Below are 18,144 nucleotides of genomic sequence, written 5' to 3'. Positions count from 1 at the left end.
GCATGCGGTTGGAACGGACACTCAAGAAGGATTCAGATCAACATGCACTCGATCAACTGACCAGCCAAGTTTTCGCCAAGTCCAAGATGATCTTCAACAATGATGGTTTGTGAATGTGACAGTCGAACAGACACGTCGCCATTCACTTGCTGAAGGATGTTTTCTGCCGCCCAGTCTGTCAGGTTTGACACGGTCGCCAAGACATCGAATTCTGTCAAATCCAGTATATCCTGACCAGTACCTGACGTCCGAAAATCCGCAATTCTGTCCACGAAGAATCTTGACTCGGTCTTGAAAACAAACGTGTCAGCGCCCGTGCCGCCGATCAGTTCATTTAACCCCGAGCCACCACATAGCGTGTCAGCGCCAGCGCCCCCCAGCAGTACGTCATTTCCTGCGCCGCCATCCAACGTGTCATTGCCCCATGACCCATCCAAAGAATCTGCGCCGCCATCACCATGCAAGACATCGGCGTCGGCGCCGCCGTTGAGCGTGTCACCTCCTGTTCCACCGTGCAGCGTGTCGGACCCATTCCCACCCCGCAGATCATCCATACCTGCGCCACCGTACAAAGTGTCGTCGCCCTGTTGGCCGATCAGTTCATCATTGCCACTTCCACCACTGATAGTATCTTGTCCGTGACCACCACTAAGATAGTCAGCTCCGCCATCTCCAGACAGCGTATCATTGCCCTCGCCCCCAAACAGCCGATCATTTCCCGTTCCGCCGAAGAGAAGATCGTCATCGGACCGGCCATAAAGGGTGTCTGTACCGCTGCCTCCATAGAGGGTGTCATTGCCTGCCGCGCCACCAAGAACATCGTCTCCCGTGCCGCCCCTGACCACATCATCGCCCCCACCAGCCCAGACGCGATCGGCACCGATGCCGCCTTCGATGGTGTCATTTCCGGCACCACCATAGAGCATGTCGTCTCCGCCATCTCCAAAGAGTGTGTCATTCCCGGATGATCCATAAAGCCGATCATTGCCTTCCGACCCCGACAATATGTCATCGTCGTTCCCACCATGCAGTACGTCAGAGCCGGTTCCACCGGTCAACTCATCGGACCCGGCTCCGCCATACAACCGGTCTATGCCATCGTTTCCTGAAAGGTCATCGTTTCCCTGGCCACCAAACAACGCATCATCTGCACCGCCGCCCGATATGTTGTCGTCATCGCTTGCGCCGAACAGACGGTCCTGACCTGAACCACCAAACATCGTGTCGTTCCCGGTGCCGCCGTAGAGCAAATCATTGCCACCATCGCCAGACATTTCGTCGTTGCCAGCGCCGCCCCACAACCGGTCATTGATACCCCCGCCAGACCCGCCACCGCTTCCGCTGGTGTCTCCGCCAGAGAGGATGTCATCCCCTGCCCCGCCATAGAGCCTGTCCTGACCAGCTTCGCCCATCAGCATGTCTGACCCTGCGCCACCTCTCAGGCGGTCGCTGCCGGACGCGCCGTAGATCGTATCATCGCCGCGTTGGCCATAGACATTGTCAGCGCTGTTGCCAGCCAGAATTTGATCATTACCGGCTTTTCCGAGGATGTGATCTGAACCGCCGCCACCGTTGATTTGATCAGCGTCTGGGGTTCCAAAAATACGTCTTACCATTGTTCTACCGTTTCTTTGCAGATGTTTAAACTATTGAACTCATTTTAAAGTTAGGGATTTTTCGGTGTGACGCATGGAAGAAAAGGCATAGCCTTGGACGTTTTCGGATAGGTCAAATACTCCAAAGGATAGGTGCTGGCCAATGTCAGGCCACGCGGATCGGTTTGTCGGGTACAATGTCCTGCCGTATGACACGTTCGAGGTCTTCACCCCTCGTATCAACCAGAATGCTCAGCATCGATTCCAACGTGAAATAGGCGCGCAACACACGAAAAATTAGATATTCAGGTAGCGCGAGCACACCTTTGGGCACACCATTCAACAGCGACGCAACGATAGCCATGATGGCAGGTGCGCCGGTTGTCACAGCGACAATGGACTGCCAGACAATCGGGCTGTCGGGGTTGAAACCGAGCCCCAGTTCCAAAGCACCGAATATGATCAGCGGGACAAGCATGGCCCGCCGGGCAGAGTTCACAAGCATGTAGGGCAGAATGACCTTGCCTCGCAGCGTTTTGTTCGGACCAAAAATCAGGTCCCGGCAGCGTGATGAGATATGATAGATCGACCGAAACCACCGCATCCGCTGCTCTCGCATGTGACTGTAGGACGACGGCACTTCAGAGATATATCTGATCTTGGGATCGACGACGGAGTGAAACCCCAGCTCGCCGATGCGCAGTGAAATGTCGGTATCCTCACCGTTCATCCCTTCGACGAACCCACCCAGATGGCGCGGATGATGCGTGCGGTAGACCACGAACATTCCAGGAATGCCGACGACGCCATTTACGGCCCCCATAGCCACCGAATAAAACCCATGCTTGACGAGAACCTCCAACAAGCGTGCCCGGTCGAACAAGGCACCGCCCGGCGGAACCGGCACGCCGCCCACAACGCCGACATATGGGTCAGTGAAATAGGGCATGGCGCGGCTGAAATTGTCTTCGCCGACCAGCGTATCTGCGTCAACGCGGACGAGGAACTCTGTCTCACAGGCGTCCAGTCCTGCATTCAGCGCATTGGATTTTCCCGGCTTTGGCACGTTTATCACACGGCCTTTGGCGGCCTTGCATGCGTCCAATGTCTCGCGCGCGATGTCTTCGGTGTCATCGGTCGAATTGTTGTTCATGATCAGAATGTAAACGTCACCGCCGTAGTGCTTCGCGGCCCGGTCCATCGCGTTGATCGTTTCTTTGATGATGTAGGATTCATTGTGGGCTTAAGACGATGACTGAGACGGGCGGATTGAACTTAGGTTTTGGGCCATCAGCACGTCATAGACTGCAAGCAGATAAAGCTGTCCAAATAGAACCGGCAGGAACAGGAATACTCCCGGACCGATGCCACCCAGTAAGGTCCAATGCCGTAGCAATAGAACAAGATTCAGATCCATCCCACCGACCCAGATCGCGATGATGGCGGCGGTCACGATACTGATGCCAAGTCGCAGAAAAGCCCTCATCTGACTGACAGGCACATGTTCGACGCGGATGCGGGCGGGCATGAAACCGCGTTCCAACAGCTTGAAAGAATAGATTGCAAAGCCGAATAGCCCAGATGCAATCGCACTGAAATGCAATGACAAAGATCGCCCGATCATGTTTTCGGCGACTGCATTGGCTACATCAAAAGCAGCGCACCCCACCAGAAACGTCAACACCATGTCCAAACCAAACAACACGCGCCCGCGCCCGGCGGCCGAGCTGAAGGCTGCAAATGAAATGAAGAACGATATCAGAAAGATACGGACCGCAATCGCATGGTGGCCTTCATGCGGCGAGAACACATAGTCGTGGTTGGGGAATAGCTGCGCTGCCAAATCTGTATTGACTGACCAGAGTTGCCCCGCAGCCAGGCCAGTGAAGCAAATCAGCATCTTCGGGCCCTGCCAGTGCGAAACGGAACCGGCGAACCGTTTTGGCGCGCTGTCTACGGAGATGTAATTGATCTGCTCGCGCTTGTCCTCGCCCGTACTCATCGCGCCACCTCGGTCACGTCCATGGCATCGGGAGTGACCAGAACCGCCAGACCGCGACGCGGTAGCTGGGCGCCCGGTTCCAGGCGGTTGACATGCGGCCGTTGGGTAACCGTATCCAGAGTGACCAACCAGATTGGGCCGGTCTGATCCAATGGAAAACCGGGGGATTGCGGCGGTATGACCACGACTTTGGCAATGTCGGGATCAGGCTTGAGCGTCACCGACGTGGGTACCAATTGGGCCAGCAGGCTGCTGACCGCATCAGCGTCTGCCGCGCTCAGTACGCCTGCAACCCCAAGCCCCAGTACGCCCGCCTCAGAAATCGCGTGACGAATTTCTGTAAGCTGATCAGAGTAATTGGCATCTCCTGCCAGCAGATGGGTCGTCGGCAACATTTCTGCAATCAACACAGGCCCTTGGTCGCAGCGGCCAGTATCGCGTCGCGTGGTACTGGCCACAATCTCGATGATGTTGGACGCGCTTTGCAGCTCTGCCGGTAGTGGGATCAGCCTAGTATATGTGGTCTGCGCACCGTCAAAAATTTCCTGATGGAGCAGACGGTTATTCAGCGTAGCTGTCAGCAACCAATGTGTGCCAGGCAATTGGCGGCCAAAGACCATATCCAAATCCAGATTGGCTGGCAGCTTCAGGCCGTCTTCGCGATGCAGATCATATCTGTAGCGCCAACTGGTTTCGTGATGGAACCGACGCAGTCCCGCATTTGCCCCTGCTTGCGCAAGAGATCGCGGCCAGGATGCGGGGTCCTGATCCTCTTGCTCAGAAAACATCGGCAAAATTGCACGCAATTGCGTTGTCGTGAGCGCATTTGCGGAACTGTTCAGCACGACGGTTTCAACGTCGTGTTGCTTAAACTGGGTGGCCAGTGCCAGACGCCGCACGCGCTCCTGACTGTCCAGCCAATCTGGCCACGCAACCCTGACGATCCGGCCCCAAGCATTTACCCTATCGCGCGCAGTCTCTAGCGGACGGTCAAGGGTCAGAAAAACGGCGCTGGTCGTTTCTATCTCGACGATGGCCGCGAGACCATCATCTCTGCTACACTGAGAGTCAGGACCCTCACCTTGCAGTGAAATAGAAACAACCAGCTCCTCCCTGACAAAATCCGTCGGTGAAAGCGGAATTTGCAGGGAACGCGCAACCTCACCTGGAAGCAGCAACACCTCGCCCCTTTTTCATTGTCGATGGACACCCGCAGCGCGCCTTCGACCCCGTCCAGGACTTGAGATGTAACATTGATTTGGAGGTATCCAGATGTGGGGCGCGCATCCAATGGCATCCTGAACACCACGCTGTGATATGCAGGTAAACCAGACAGTATGATAGGATGGGTCGCGTTGGATCGCTTTATTGTGGCTGTGTATTGATCATTCACAGGGATCGCGGTGCGGCTTTCAAACGTCAGCTGCGCATCAGCAGTTAGGCTGCGAAGATAGTTTTCTCCCTTTTCCAAAATATTTATTGTTGAAAGCAGCAGGGCCACAGCTGCCAGAAGAAATCCCATTAGCCCAATGCCAATCATACGCATGTTTTTCACCGATATCTTTAGAACGTGCCAAGCAAGAGTGCGCCGGACCCACCTCCACGCGGATCCGGCGCTGCTGACGAGGAGGGTCAAGCAGCTCTGGGTTTTTCCGTATCAACCACGCCAGGACGTTGATTGTCAGTCCATGTCGAGGTGCATGGGATCATCTTACGGATGCAGCGATGTGCATATTTCACGGCAACTTGCTGGGTTTCCTCCATGAGGCCCTCAGCAAGCGTGATCGGCTCCAGCCCAAGCGAAATGAACGTTTTGTTTGAGACCCGCAGGCCGTTCTCCGCAGCTTCGTTCCGCGGGTTGTCCACATAGGCGACCTTGGCACCGGAGTTTTCCGCAACAAGCTTGGCCAATGACCGCACCGTATGCGTCTCGGTCATCTGATTAAGGATCGCGACCTTATCACCCGAGGCTGGCGGGTTTTCGACGGCCATAGCCAAGCATTTCACTGTGTCCTGAATATGGATGAACGCCCGGGTCTGTCCGCCGGTCCCATGCACTGTGAGCGGGTGGCCCACAACTGCCTGCATCAAGAAGCGGTTCAAAACCGTGCCATAATCACCATCATAATCGAACCGATTGATCAGCCGCTCATCAAGCTTCGTCTCTTCCGTTTGGGTGCCCCAGACGATGCCCTGATGCAGGTCTGTGATCCTTAGCCCATCGTTTTTAGCATAGTACTGGAACAGAAGCTGATCCATCGATTTGGTCATGTGATAGATGCTGCCCGGATTGGTTGGGTAGAGGATATCACGCTGATAGATTTTGTTTTCACTTGGCACATAGATCGGCAGATAGCCTTCTGGAATCTCGATGCCATCGTCGTCATAACCATAGACACCCATTGTCCCCAGATGCACGAAATGCGGGCTCAGGCCCAACTCAACTGAGGCAGCCAGCAGGTTGTGCGTGCCTGAAATGTTGTTGTCGACGGTGTAGCGTTTTTCGCCAATCCCCTTCATGGAATAGGGCGCTGCACGCTGTTCACCAAAATGAATGATCGTGTCGGGCTTGATCGTCGATAGCAGGTCAGTGACTTGATCAAACTCTTGCGCAACATCAATGTTTTCAAAGGCAATCTTAAGGCCTGTTTTTTCATTCCATGCTGCAAGGCGATCCCGCATTGTTGCGATCGGTGTCAGACTGTCTGCGCCTAGCTTTGCATCAATTGTGCGGCGTGCAAGGTTATCAACGATGGTGATCTTGTGGCCGAGCTTTGACAGATGTAGCGCTGTCGGCCAGCCGCAAAAACCATCTCCACCGACGATGACAATTTCCTTTTCGTTATTCATGATGCTTATTCCTTTGTTTGGGCCCCTCCAGGCGACCCAGGTTGCGTACAAGCAAAGGTTTACGTCCATCCGACGGACCGTGGGTTAGGCCGTCGGGATAGGGCAGAGGGCATTGGGATGGGGTATCTATCCTGATGGATAGGTCGGCAGTTCTAAAGAGGTACCGGATCAGGCGTTCTGCGACGCTCGGGCGAATATCCCCTTTGCCGCGTCGGCACCAAGTGCGATTTGCGACGCATATTGATGAAGATCAATACTGTCCTGCGCACGCGCGTGCCGTTCCAACTCGGCCAACAGATTTTCGAGTTCTGTCTGCCCCAACATGGCCGCAGCGCCCTTGGCGTGGTGCACTGCATCGGCCATCGCGCTGCCAGATAAGGATTCATTACACATGCCATCAATCAACGTCTGCAACTCCGCCAGAAAACGGTCACAGATATTGCGCAGTTTGTCAGCGCCAAGGACATCCCGCAGTTCCTGCAATGCATCGTCTGATGGTGCGGTCAAAGGCAGATGCACTGCATGAGCGACATCCGCCATGATGCGCTGCAATGCATCAATACGAATAGGTTTTGTGTGAAATCTGTTCATGCCTGCCTTTTCGGCATCTTCACGATACTCTTCGCTTCCATGTGCCGTCAGGCCAACGATGTGGGTTAACTTGTTCGGACCATCCTTGCTGCGTATCCTCCGGGTTGCCTCGACCCCATCCATAACCGGCATGCTGATATCCATAAAGACGATGTCAAATGGTGTGTCTGCTAGTTTATCCAGGCTTTCCGCACCATTCACCGCCACGTCCACATGATGGCCCAGCCCCACCAGCATATCATTAAGCACATGGCGATTAATGTCGTTGTCTTCGACAACCAGTACGCGGCAGGATAAGTTCACGCGCGTAGGCACCGCATCTTCGGGTCGCTCACGCAATTCAGCAGCCCGGCTCAATGGCACATTAAGGATGAAGGTGGACCCTTTGCCCGCCTCACTGTCCAAAACGATATCCCCGCCCAATTGTCGCGCAATTCGGCGCGAAATCGAAAGGCCAAGACCATCGCCACGTGTTTGACGCCCTTTGCCATGGGCCAAAGCAATGAAGTCTTCAAAGACCCGCTCGTGGTGCTCAGCCGGGATCCCTGCCCCCGTATCGGCTACGGCGAATTTCAAGGATGATGTTTTGGGCCCGTGAATACCGCTTACCCTCAGCTTGACACCACCACTGTCGGTGAACTTGATCGCATTGCCAACAAGATTGGTAAGGATCTGCCTGAGGCGAGTGCTATCGCCCCAAAACCCCATTCGCATCGTGGCGTCGATATCAAGTGTAAGAGACAACCCCTTTTCGGCGGCAAGCGGTGACAGCACATCAACCAGAGATTGGACCAACTCAGGCAAGTCAAATTGCTGTTGGGTCAGTTGCAGCGTCCCTGTTTCGATCCGGGTGATATCCAGAGCCTCATTGACATGTTCCAACAGAATTTCGCTCGAGGCGGTTGCGACCTTTGTGTAGTGGTCCTGTTTGGGTGACAGTTTCGTTGTGCGCAGCAGATCGAGCACCCCCATGATCCCATTCAATGGCGTGCGCATTTCGTGGCTCATCACCGTCAGAAACTGCGATTTTGCTTTGTCTGTCCGTTCGGCTCGGTCGCGCGCATCGATGAGTTTTTGTTCGTCAATCTTGCGCGCACTGATGTCGCGAATATAGGCAATGAATTTCGTGCCATCACTGTCCACAATTGAGGTGATGTTCAGTTCAACCGGAAATTCTTCACCAGTTTTGCGCAGCGCGGCCAATTCAAACCGGCCCTTATCAACAACGCGGGGTTCGCCTGTTTCAAGGTAGCGTTTCATCCCATTATGATGTGCATCGCGCATACGAGGGGGGATAAAGGTTTGTTCCATTGTCCGACCGATGATCTCGGCCCTTTTCCAGCCAAAAACCTCTTCAGCTGCGGCATTGAACTCAATGATTTCGCCGGTTTCGTCCGCTGTCACAATTGCGTCCAGCGATGCTGCGACGGTTGACGCTAGAAGCTTGGAAGATGTTTGCAGTTCAGTGTCGCGGCGGGCAGCGCGGGACAACATGCGATCCAGAAGGAACAAGAGCCCGCCCATCATCAGCAAAAGCCCAACGGCAATGCTGCCCGTGCGTCTGAGTTGCTGCGCAAAAGTTGCCCGCCGGGCCTCGGCATCGGCTGCGGCCACGGCAATACCTAAAAGCGCCGTTTGACGTACATGGGGGCGCACGCCGCGAACCATATCGCGAAGCTCTTGCAAATCGGCCTTGCGCAATGACTCGGGCTGATCGGAGATCGTAATCGCCCCATCCACAAAGTCATTGATCTGCAAGATCAGATCAGACGCGCGACCGTCCTGACTGAAGATGACGGCGGCACTACCAGAATTGATAATGCTCGCTCGGCTGATCACGATATCGACGCGCAGTTGAATATCTTCTGATGAAAACTGCGGGTCTGACAAGCCATCGGCCAGAGCCGCATCAAGATTGGCCAGTTCGGTATCGAGTTGCGAAATGCTCCACTGGGTGTTGTCGGTTGCAGCAGTCGAAAGATCGCGAAGTTGCGCCAATAGGTTTGTCACCATCAGCGTAAGCAGCAGGCACAGCAAGCCGACACCTGCCAATATGGCGATCCGATATCGATTCATTCCGGCCGTCCTGCCTCCGCTCCTGTCGGAGGTCAGCATAGGGTGGCCGGTTGCGTCAATCTACAACCTTCAAGCGATTGAGCTGCCAGATGCTGCGGGCGTAATTTGTCTCGGTACTATACTTCGGATCACTATCATACGGAAACACCACCCAATAAGGGCCTTTGTCCCGCACGGACATTGTTTCGCCATTCATCCGGGTCGCCAGTATCGGTGCTGCGTCTTCCAGATCAGCCAAGGGCATTGTGACGGCATAGTCATTCAACGCCACCATCTCCAACGACTGCCCACTGACCTCTAGATATGCAAGCAACGCTTTTAGCGAAACGCCCGAGAACGCGACACTGCCATCCGTCCAAATCGTCGTCGTCGTGAAACTGACCTGATCAAGCGTATCTAGTGTTTCCAGGCTGATTTCTACCGTGGATTGGTCTGACCCAGACGTTGTCACTTGGAGCGGCAGCACGTTCTGAGCGAACGCCGGTGTCATCATGCTCAAAACCAAAGCAAATGCACCGCACAGCAGTCTGTTAGGAAATACAGATTTCATAGTTTGATCCTTCTCAAGTCTGCAACTCATCTACCGCAATGGTTGAATGTTTGTTTAGGTCATAGGGATAGGTACCTACCCTATGGTATAGGTCTGCCATATTTTTGATCTCTTTTGGGTTGTAGCCGCCGTTGGGAAACAAGGATTATTGATGCGATGCCAAACATACTCATAGCCGATGACCACGACCTTGTTCGCGATACAATCGCGGCCTATCTGGAAACTGTCGAAGGCTTCAAAGTTCTGACAGCGCCAAACTTGCAAACTGCACTGGGTCAAATGGACGGTATCGACTCAATAGACCTTCTTATTCTGGACTATCATATGCCCGGCATGAACGGGCTGGACGGGTTGAAGCGTGCCCTCAAAGCCTATCCCGCGACCAAGGTCGCGATAATGTCTGGTGTCGCCAATCGTGAGGTTGCCAACCGCGCGATGGCGCAAGGCGCGCATGGGTTCATCCCCAAGTCACTTTCACCTGCGTCACTTGTGAACGCGATCAAGTTTGTCTTGTCAGGTGAGCGCTATTTGCCATTCGATTTCGGGACGTCCCAAGCCGCCCCAGCATCCGCCAGCAGTGCGTCAGATCTGTCCGAACGCGAAATGCAAACCTTGGAACAATTGTGTATCGGCCTGTCAAACAAAGAGATTGCCCGAAACCTCGGCATTCAGGAAGTCACCGTCAAGCTGCACGTCAAGAACCTGTTAGCAAAACTGGGTGTCTCAAACAGAACACAGGCGGCACTGTTGGCAAAAGAACGTCACCTCTGCTGAGATTGTGACGTCTCATCGAATTTCTTGCAATTTCAAGACAGCACTCAACGTTTTCTTTGGATCGCGTGTGATGAGGGCACGCGGCTGGACTTGCCAGCTCGAACTTTCATCTCATGGCATAGTTTTGGACAAGCCGTCCCGTGCAGCAGCATCGGCGGCATCCGCCAGCATCTGTGCCTTTAGTCCGTCTTCGCCCGTTGGCGTCACAGGCGTGCCTGCCTCCAGCGCCGCAACGAAGTGTTCCATCTCAGCCCGGTAGGCAGCAGCGTAACGTTCCAGAAAGAACGGCTGGGTCGCCGCCTTGCGCATACCATCTGCATTTGCGACTTCAACTGTGTGCTCTAACATGTTGTCTGCACGTAACATTCCGGCGCTGCCATGCACTTCGATGCGTTGATCATAGCCATAGGTCGCACGGCGTGAGTTTGATATCTGGCACAGCTTGCCGCTGGCTGTCTTGAGGGTCACGACAGCCGTGTCAAAATCACCCGCCTGCCCGATCTCGGGATCAACCAGACAAGATGCGGCGGCCGTCAGCTCGACCGGGTCTTCACCCAGCAAAAAACGCGCCATGTCTAAATCGTGGATCATCATGTCGCGGAAAATGCCGCCCGAGGTCTTTACATAGCCAATGGGCGGTGGTGCTGGATCACGGGACAGTATTGTTACAAGTTCAACATTTCCTATGACTTGGTCGACGATTTGGCGTTGCAGATGTGCAAAATTGGGATCAAAGCGCCGGTTAAAGGCCGTCATAAATGGCACGCCCGCCTTCGCGACGACGGCAAGACAATCGTGAATGCGGTCCACCGATAGATCAATGGGTTTTTCGCAGAAGATGGCTTTGCCCGCAGCTGCAGCCGCATGGATCAGATCGTAATGCGTGGTCGTTGGCGTCCCGATGATCACCGCATCAATGCCGGGATCGTTGAGCATTGCCTCGGCGTCCATGATCTTGGCACCAGTGGATGCCGCCAAAGCCGCTGCCGCGTCAGGCATTGCATCTGCCACCGCAGCAGCACGCGCGTTTGTCATGCCACGAAGGGTTGCGCCATGCACCTGCCCGATGCGTCCACAACCCAAAATACCAATGTTAATCAATGCTCTAACCTTTCAGATTGCGTAGCACTGTGCGGGCAGCCGCCATCACAGGATCATGTGTTTCTTTCAGCATACTAACCCGATCAAACCGTTCCGGATCGCGATTGACCGCCTCCCGCATCGCCGCTCCAAAGGCCATCCGCAGCTCGGTTCCAATGTTGAATTTGCAGATATTTGTATTCTGCGCCAATGCCTTACGCTGTGCAATGGGCACACCTGAACCACCGTGAATAACCAAAGGAACAGATGTTGCCGCCTGGATGGCGGCAATGCGTGGTTCATCCAAACCACCCTCTTTATCCTGCTGCAAGTGGACGTTACCGACAGAGATAGCCATGGCGTCGACACCCGTTTCGGCTGCAAACTGGGCCGCTTCTGTCGGGTCTGTTCCGGCGGAGTCCTCGCCACCAGAATATCCCACGAAGCCGATTTCGCCCTCACATGAAATCCCTGAATTATGCGCCATTTCAGCAATTTGGCGTGTTTTTTTAATGTTATCTATCAACGGTTTACGTGATCCATCAAACATCAGAGACGTAAAGCCGGAATCCAATGCCTCAGAACACTCATCATAGGTGTACCCATGATCCAGATGTGCCACGACAGGCACTGCCGCCTCTTCGGCCAGATGGCGGAACATCTTGCCTAGCACCGGCAAGGGCGTATGCGCCCGGCATCCCGGCCCGGCCTGCAGGATCACTGGGCAGTTTTCGGCTTCAGCGGCGGCCACATAGGCGCGCATGTCTTCCCATCCAAGGCACACCAACCCGCCCACAGCATAGCCCTGCTGCAACGCCGGTTGCAGCACATCTTTCAGCGTCACAAGGCTCATTTGAACTTGGCAATCATGTCTTTGATGCCCGGGATCGTTTCGATCTGATAGGCATGGGATGGCTGAAAATACTGGATCAGACTACGCTGCGACAGACCGCCCAGAATGGTGAAATAATACATCTGATAGCCGGGCAGGACCGCACAAGGGTGATAACCGCTATCGAGGCAAATCGTCGACCCATCGACAATGTGATAGGCATCGCCTGCCTTCCCATCCTCGCGTTGCAACATCTGCACACCGGAGCCATGGTTCGGTTTGAAGCGGAAGTTATAGGTCTCATCATGGCGCGTTTCATCGGGCAAACGATCGGTGTCGTGTTTGTGAGATGGGAAACCGGACCAACCGCCCTCGCCCACGGTAAACAACTCAGAAACCAGCAAGCGCCCCACCTTGTCGTGGTACTTCGTGCCGAGGATATGCTTGATCTTGCGGTGCGTATTGGTGTCATCAGACCCGTACTGCACCAGATCCAGCTCATCTGAGCGCACGGCGAAGGCATCCAGCACCTTGCCATACCGCGCGCCGCAAACGAACACCTCGGCCTCATCTGAGGTACAGACCATTTCGGCCTTGGCGCCCACCGGCACATAAACACCCTCTGGCTCACCGTCCCAGACGTCTTCAACCCGTTCGCCGACACCGCCCGCCTTGAACCCTTCGATGTCGATATCAACGGTCCCCGTCGCAGGCACAATGCAGGTCTCATACCCCGGCACAGCATATTCAAACGCCTGCCCTTTCTTGAGCTTAACGATGTTGAAGTAGTTCAACGGCACGGTCGGATCATCCACGTCGACGATGGGTTTGTTCTGGTTGTCAAACGGCGGGATGTGCATGGGTTTCTTCCTTCAAGCGTCAGTCGGGCCGGGATGATCGGCCATGAATTGCGTCAGTGTTGGTGTGTCGGCCATCGCAGGCGCGCAGCCGGGGCGGGATACGGTGATGGAGGCGCAGGCAGACCCACGCAGGATGGCATCATGCAAGCTTTGACCTTCGGCGAGCCCCGTTACCATACCCCCCATAAAGCTGTCCCCGGCCCCAGTAGGTTTCAGTGCCTCAACCGGCCAGATGCCGGTGCGGATTTCCTGCCCGTCGGCAAAGGTGACTGCCCCCTTCTCGCCCATCTTATAGACGACAATCGTCGCCGTGTCTGCGGCCAGCGCCTTGGCTTTCGCGAGACCCTTGTCGATGCCGCCCGCCATAAAGCCGAACTCTTCATCGTTGCCAACGATCATATCGGACAGGGCCGCGGCGCGGCTGAGAACTTCCTCGGCCACCTGCGGCGACGGCCACGAATACGGGCGGTAATCGACATCGAAAATGATGGGCAGTCCAGCTGCTTTGGCGCGATCGAACGCGTCAAAGGTGGCGCTGCGCGATGGTTCCGCTGCAAAAACCGTGCCTGCCGTGATCAGCGCGCCAAACTTGCCGTAGTCCACTGCAGCAACATCACCTGCATCCATCTGAAAATCGGCCGCGCCGTTGCGGTAAATCACATTGCGATGGCCCTCGACCCGGCTTTCGTAGAACGCCAGTGAGTTGCGGTATTCACCCCCCACCGGCGTGACATACTCGGTGCCCACGCCATAGCGCTTCAACTGCTGGGTACAGTAACTGCCGATGCTGTCGTCTGAGACACGCGTCACCAGTGAGGCTCGCCCTCCCAGCTTGCAAATCCCAGCAGCGATGTTCGCAGACGATCCCCCAAGGCCGACAGCCACGGTCTCTGCGTCCTCAGTCGCAACGCCTGCATCGGTGTACAGGTCAATCCCTGCCCGCCCTACAACGACAAAGTTATTGGCCTTGATCCCATCCAGCAGCTTGCTCATTTCCGGCCTATCGTGTTGCGGGCCTCAGCCTCATCAAAGGACTGCGGATGAGGGTACTTCAGCCCCATCAACTGACGCAGATCATCGGACGCATTGTCCAGAAACCCGTCCGGTAAGGCAGCATGCATTTCCTCAATCGGGGTCAGCCATTTCGGGGCATAGTTGATCAGAACTGCACTGCGGTCGATATCTGAGGTATTTGGCATCGCGCAGTGCCACGCAGCGCCAAAGAACAAAGCAACATCCCCCGGCTGGCCCAACATCCGCTCAGATTTGCCATAAAAATCATCCGCTTCCGTGGGGTAACGCAGCTCTTTCTGCGATCCCGGCACATAGGCGGTAGCCCCGGTTTCTGCGGTAAACGGGTCCAGCAGGATCGACACCTGCGCGTTCATCGGGAACGACGCATTCAGCCCGATAGGGTGCGTTTCCGCCTTGTACATATCCCAATAGGGGTAGTCGACATGCGGCTCCTGCCCCGGCCCGCCCGGCAGAATGCGGTTGGCCGCGATGGAGCCCATGATGAATTCAGTGCCTAGAAACTTGCGCAGCACTTTCATGATGACAGGATGTGCAGCCATGTCCGCAAATACATCGCCCTTCGCCAAAAGGTTCCAAACCCGGCGTTGCAGGTTCAGACGGCCGTCTTCCTCGGCCTGCCCCTGAAAATGCGTGACCTTGTCGGCCTCTTCGGAATGCGCGTGGATGATTTGACGCGCCTCAGCGATCTGCGCCTCTGAGAATAGCCCGGTCAGCAACACAGCGCCTTTGCCATGCATCAGTTCCTGTGCAATGACCTCAGGATCGGCGGTTTCTGCGGTAAACTTGCGCATCAGACGCCCTTTCGCTGCTTATGACGGGACGATTCCCAATCCTGATGCGCTGCGCGCACCTTGTCAGAGGTTGTGACATGCGGTGTACCAACCTCCCACCATGCGTGGCCCTCTGTCGTCCACCCTTCATAGGGGTCGACCTTCATCGAGATCACATAGGTCTTGTCCGATGCCTTCGCGCGGGCAAAGGCGGCCTCCAGTTCAGCCGGAGAACCGACGGTTTCCGCTTCTGCACCCATGGATTTGGCATGCGCCTCAAAATCAACGCCCGCTTTGTTTGTCGCCGTTGGTGTGTCGGCAATCAGATTGTTGAAACTCTCGTTCCCGGTGTTGTTTTGCAGTTTATTGATGACCGCGAAACCGCCATTGTCCAACACCAATATGATCATCTTTTTTTCTGTAAGAACAGAAGAATAGATATCGGAGTTCATCAACAGATACGATCCATCGCCGGTAAATACGATGGTGTCCTGCTCTGGCTCCATCTGTGCTTGTGCAATCCGCGCACCCCAGCCGCCAGCAATCTCGTAGCCCATGCAGGAAAAGCCAAACTCCACATCAACCGTGCCGATATCGAGCGTCTTCCAGTTCGCTGTCACTTCAGCAGGCAGCCCCCCAGCGGCTGCGACGATGCGGTCGCGCGGATCACACAGGCGATTCACCTCGCCGATGGCTTGGGCATAGGACGCAGGCCCATTGCCGACGCGCGTGTTTTCGGCCACGTAGTCATCCCACTTGGCGCGCTCGCCCTTGGCCTTGGTGGTCCAACCCTGAGGGGCCTGATGGCCTGCTAAATCGGCGGTCAGCGCCACCAATCCAAGACGCGCATCGCCCACGACAGTCGTCGACATATGCTTGGCGGCATCATGCCGCGCCGCATTTAGACCAATGATCTTGGCGTCATGGGCAAAGGCGGTCCATGATCCGGTTGTGAAATCCTGCAAGCGCGTGCCCACGGCGAGGATGACGTCCGCTTCCTCGGCAATGGTGTTCGCCGAATCCGATCCCGTGACGCCAATCGGGCCGATATTCAGCGGATGATCATGCACCATGTTCGCTCGGCCCGCGATGGTTTCAACGACCGGGATGCCGGTCTCTTCCGCAAAGGTCGTCAACTCAGCCACAGCACCCGAATACTGCACGCCGCCACCCGCAATGATCATCGGGCGCTGTGCCTCTTTCAGCAAGGCGACAGCCTGTGCGACCTCATATTCGTCCGGGGCCTGACGTCGCACCCGATGGACACGCTTTTCGAAGAAGCTGACAGGGTAATCGTAGGTCCACCCCTGCACATCTTGCGGCAAGCCAATAAAGGCAGGGCCGCAATCAGCGGGGTCCAGCATCGTTGCAAGCGCCGCAGGCAGCGACTGGATGATTTGTGCAGGATGCGTGATGCGATCCCAATAGCGGCTGACAGCCTTGAACGCGTCGTTCACGCCGAATGTCGGATTCCCGAAATGCTCTAACTGCTGCAACACCGGGTCTGGCAATCGCGTCAGGAACGCATCGCCGCAGAGCATCAGCATCGGCAAGCGGTTGGCATGGGCCAGTGCGGCAGATGTCAAAAGGTTTGCGGTGCCGGGCCCGGCAGAGGCCGTGCAGAACATGAACCGCTGACGCTTGTAGGCTTTGGCATAACCTGCCGCCGCAAACCCCATCCCCTGCTCGTTCTGGCCGCGATAAAGCGGCAGTTCGGCGCGGTGTTCATAGAGCGCCTCGCCCAGACAGGTCACGTTACCATGTCCAAAAATACCAAAGCCGCCGCCGCAGACCCGCGTTTCGACCCCATTGGCGACAATCCATTGATTAGACAGGTAACGAATGATCGCCTGTGCTGTTGTCAGCGTAACGGTTTCGGCGGCTTGCCCCATGATGTATCCCCCGGCAGTACGCACGAATTGTGCTTTGGTCACGATTGGTTGTTGACCTTCGACCTAAAAGAACGATACCAAAATTGCAACCGGTTGCAACCGGTTTTTGGAAGGGACCATCATGACTGAGATTGGTATCGGCATTGTGGGCGGTGGCTACATGGGAAAGGCCCATGCGGTAGCCCATTCCGCAGTCGGCGCAATTTTTAACACCGCCCTGCGACCACGGCTGGAAATGGTCTGCGCCACCAATCAAACCTCTGCCGAGAAATACCGGGCGGCCTATGGATTTGCCCGCGGTACCGCCGACTGGCAGGAACTGGTGAATGATCCGCGGGTTGAGGCGGTTATCATCGCCTCCCCGCAATCCACCCACCGCGATATTGCCGAAGCGGCTTTTGCGCTGAACAAACCTGTCTTCTGCGAAAAGCCTTTGGGGGTGGATGTCGCCGACAGTCGCGCGATGGTTGCCGCAGCCGAGGCATCGGGACAGATCAATATGTCCGGCTTCAATTACATCCGTACCCCAGCCTCACAGTTCGTGAAACAAATGCTCGACGCGGGTGAGATCGGTGAAGTCACCGGGTTTCGCGGCGAACATACGGAAGACTTCATGGCCGACCCGGCCGAGCCCGCCACATGGCGCAGCCACGGCCAGGCCAACGGCTGCATGGGCGATCTTGCACCGCACCCGGTCAACTGCGCTTTGCGCCTCATGGGCCCGATCACCGAGCTGATTGCCGAGGTCGAAACGGTGATCCCCGAACGCCCCGGCGGCAAAGTGACAAATGATGACCACGCACAGATCATGTGCCGCTTTGCCTCGGGCGTGTTGGGCAATATCTATGTCAGCCGCGTCGCCACCGGGCGCAAGATGGGCTATAAATACGAAATCACCGGCACCAAGGGCGCGATCTATTTTGACGGTGAGGACCAGAACGCGGTACATCTTTACAAGATCGCGGGCCCGGCTGCACAGCGTGGCTTTACCAAGATCCTGACCGGTCCTGAACACCCCAATTATGAACCCTTTTGCCTCGGCCCCGGTCATGGCACCGGCTATCAGGATCAGATCATTATCGAGGCCAAAGACTTCCTGACCGCGATACACACCGGCCAAAACATCTGGCCCACATTCCGTGACGGGATGGAGGTCAACCAGATCGTTGCCGCCTGTCACGCCTCATCCGCCGCGCGTAGCTGGCGCAATATCTCTGACTTTTAAAGAAAGCCCTGC

General features: G+C 55.8%; 14 protein-coding genes and 1 pseudogene. 2 read left to right on the top strand and 13 right to left on the bottom strand.

From position 1 onward, the window contains the following. Positions 1-32: 32 nt before the first annotated feature. The 7 genes and pseudogenes from QTO30_RS04480 to QTO30_RS04450 form a co-directional block, all read right to left on the bottom strand. Positions 33-1,616, bottom strand: coding sequence for a calcium-binding protein (locus QTO30_RS04480; protein ID WP_340422774.1), 1,584 nt, complete (start codon positions 1,614-1,616; stop codon positions 33-35). Between the two features lie 145 nt (positions 1,617-1,761). Next, positions 1,762-2,826 (bottom strand): annotated as a pseudogene (locus QTO30_RS04475) (glycosyltransferase); the annotation flags it as partial. A 12-nt stretch (positions 2,827-2,838) separates the two neighbouring features. Then, positions 2,839-3,597: a hypothetical protein gene (locus QTO30_RS04470; RefSeq protein WP_340422772.1), complete on the bottom strand. Its 759-nt coding sequence runs from the start codon at positions 3,595-3,597 to the stop codon at positions 2,839-2,841. After that, positions 3,594-4,775, bottom strand: coding sequence for a hypothetical protein (locus tag QTO30_RS04465; protein ID WP_340422770.1), 1,182 nt, complete (start codon positions 4,773-4,775; stop codon positions 3,594-3,596). Before QTO30_RS04465 ends, QTO30_RS04470 begins: the two co-directional genes overlap by 4 nt. 454 nt (positions 4,776-5,229) lie before the next feature. Continuing rightward, positions 5,230-6,447, bottom strand: coding sequence for an NAD-dependent epimerase/dehydratase family protein (locus QTO30_RS04460; protein WP_340422769.1), 1,218 nt, complete (start codon positions 6,445-6,447; stop codon positions 5,230-5,232). Positions 6,448-6,615: 168 nt separating this feature from the next. Then, a complete protein-coding gene (locus QTO30_RS04455; RefSeq protein WP_340422768.1) occupies positions 6,616-9,114 on the bottom strand; it encodes a hybrid sensor histidine kinase/response regulator in 2,499 nt (832 codons plus the stop codon). Between the two features lie 55 nt (positions 9,115-9,169). Continuing rightward, positions 9,170-9,664, bottom strand: coding sequence for a molybdopterin-dependent oxidoreductase (locus QTO30_RS04450; RefSeq protein WP_340422767.1), 495 nt, complete (start codon positions 9,662-9,664; stop codon positions 9,170-9,172). 156 nt (positions 9,665-9,820) lie between these two features. Here QTO30_RS04450 and QTO30_RS04445 point away from each other — a divergent pair, with 156 nt between their 5' ends. Then, entirely contained in the window at positions 9,821-10,438 is a 618-nt protein-coding gene (locus tag QTO30_RS04445) for a response regulator transcription factor (protein ID WP_340422766.1), read from the top strand. 111 nt (positions 10,439-10,549) lie between these two features. Here QTO30_RS04445 and iolG read toward each other — a convergent pair whose 3' ends face one another. From iolG to iolD, 6 genes are read right to left on the bottom strand one after another with little or no spacing between them, the layout of a single operon-like run. Beyond that, positions 10,550-11,539 carry an inositol 2-dehydrogenase gene (gene iolG / locus QTO30_RS04440; protein WP_340422765.1) on the bottom strand — a complete coding sequence of 330 codons (990 nt, stop codon included), beginning with the start codon at positions 11,537-11,539 and terminating at the stop codon, positions 10,550-10,552. Between the two features lie 4 nt (positions 11,540-11,543). Continuing rightward, positions 11,544-12,371 carry a class II fructose-bisphosphate aldolase gene (locus QTO30_RS04435; protein ID WP_340422763.1) on the bottom strand — a complete coding sequence of 276 codons (828 nt, stop codon included), beginning with the start codon at positions 12,369-12,371 and terminating at the stop codon, positions 11,544-11,546. Then, positions 12,368-13,210 (bottom strand): 5-deoxy-glucuronate isomerase, encoded by an 843-nt coding sequence (locus tag QTO30_RS04430; protein ID WP_340422762.1) that lies wholly within the window; start codon positions 13,208-13,210, stop codon positions 12,368-12,370. Before QTO30_RS04430 ends, QTO30_RS04435 begins: the two co-directional genes overlap by 4 nt. Positions 13,211-13,222: 12 nt before the next feature. Next, entirely contained in the window at positions 13,223-14,203 is a 981-nt protein-coding gene (iolC, locus tag QTO30_RS04425) for a 5-dehydro-2-deoxygluconokinase (protein ID WP_340422761.1), read from the bottom strand. After that, positions 14,200-15,036: a phytanoyl-CoA dioxygenase family protein gene (locus QTO30_RS04420; RefSeq protein WP_340422760.1), complete on the bottom strand. Its 837-nt coding sequence runs from the start codon at positions 15,034-15,036 to the stop codon at positions 14,200-14,202. The genes iolC and QTO30_RS04420 overlap by 4 nt, the downstream gene beginning before the upstream one ends. Beyond that, positions 15,036-16,907 carry a 3D-(3,5/4)-trihydroxycyclohexane-1,2-dione acylhydrolase (decyclizing) gene (gene iolD, locus QTO30_RS04415; RefSeq protein ID WP_340425867.1) on the bottom strand — a complete coding sequence of 624 codons (1,872 nt, stop codon included), beginning with the start codon at positions 16,905-16,907 and terminating at the stop codon, positions 15,036-15,038. Before iolD ends, QTO30_RS04420 begins: the two co-directional genes overlap by 1 nt. A gap of 121 nt (positions 16,908-17,028) precedes the next feature. On the opposite strand from iolD, the gene QTO30_RS04410 reads away from it, so the two are divergent. After that, the gene (locus tag QTO30_RS04410; RefSeq protein WP_340422759.1) at positions 17,029-18,132 is read left to right on the top strand and encodes a Gfo/Idh/MocA family protein; all 1,104 of its coding nucleotides are present in this window, start codon (positions 17,029-17,031) and stop codon (positions 18,130-18,132) included. The last annotated feature ends 12 nt before the right edge of the window (positions 18,133-18,144 follow it).

Source organism: Yoonia sp. GPGPB17 (assembly GCF_037892195.1).
In the GTDB taxonomy this organism is placed as follows: Bacteria; Pseudomonadota; Alphaproteobacteria; order Rhodobacterales; family Rhodobacteraceae; genus Yoonia.
The sequence above is the reverse complement of the archived record's forward strand: the minus strand, read 5'-3'. Positions and strand labels throughout refer to the sequence as shown.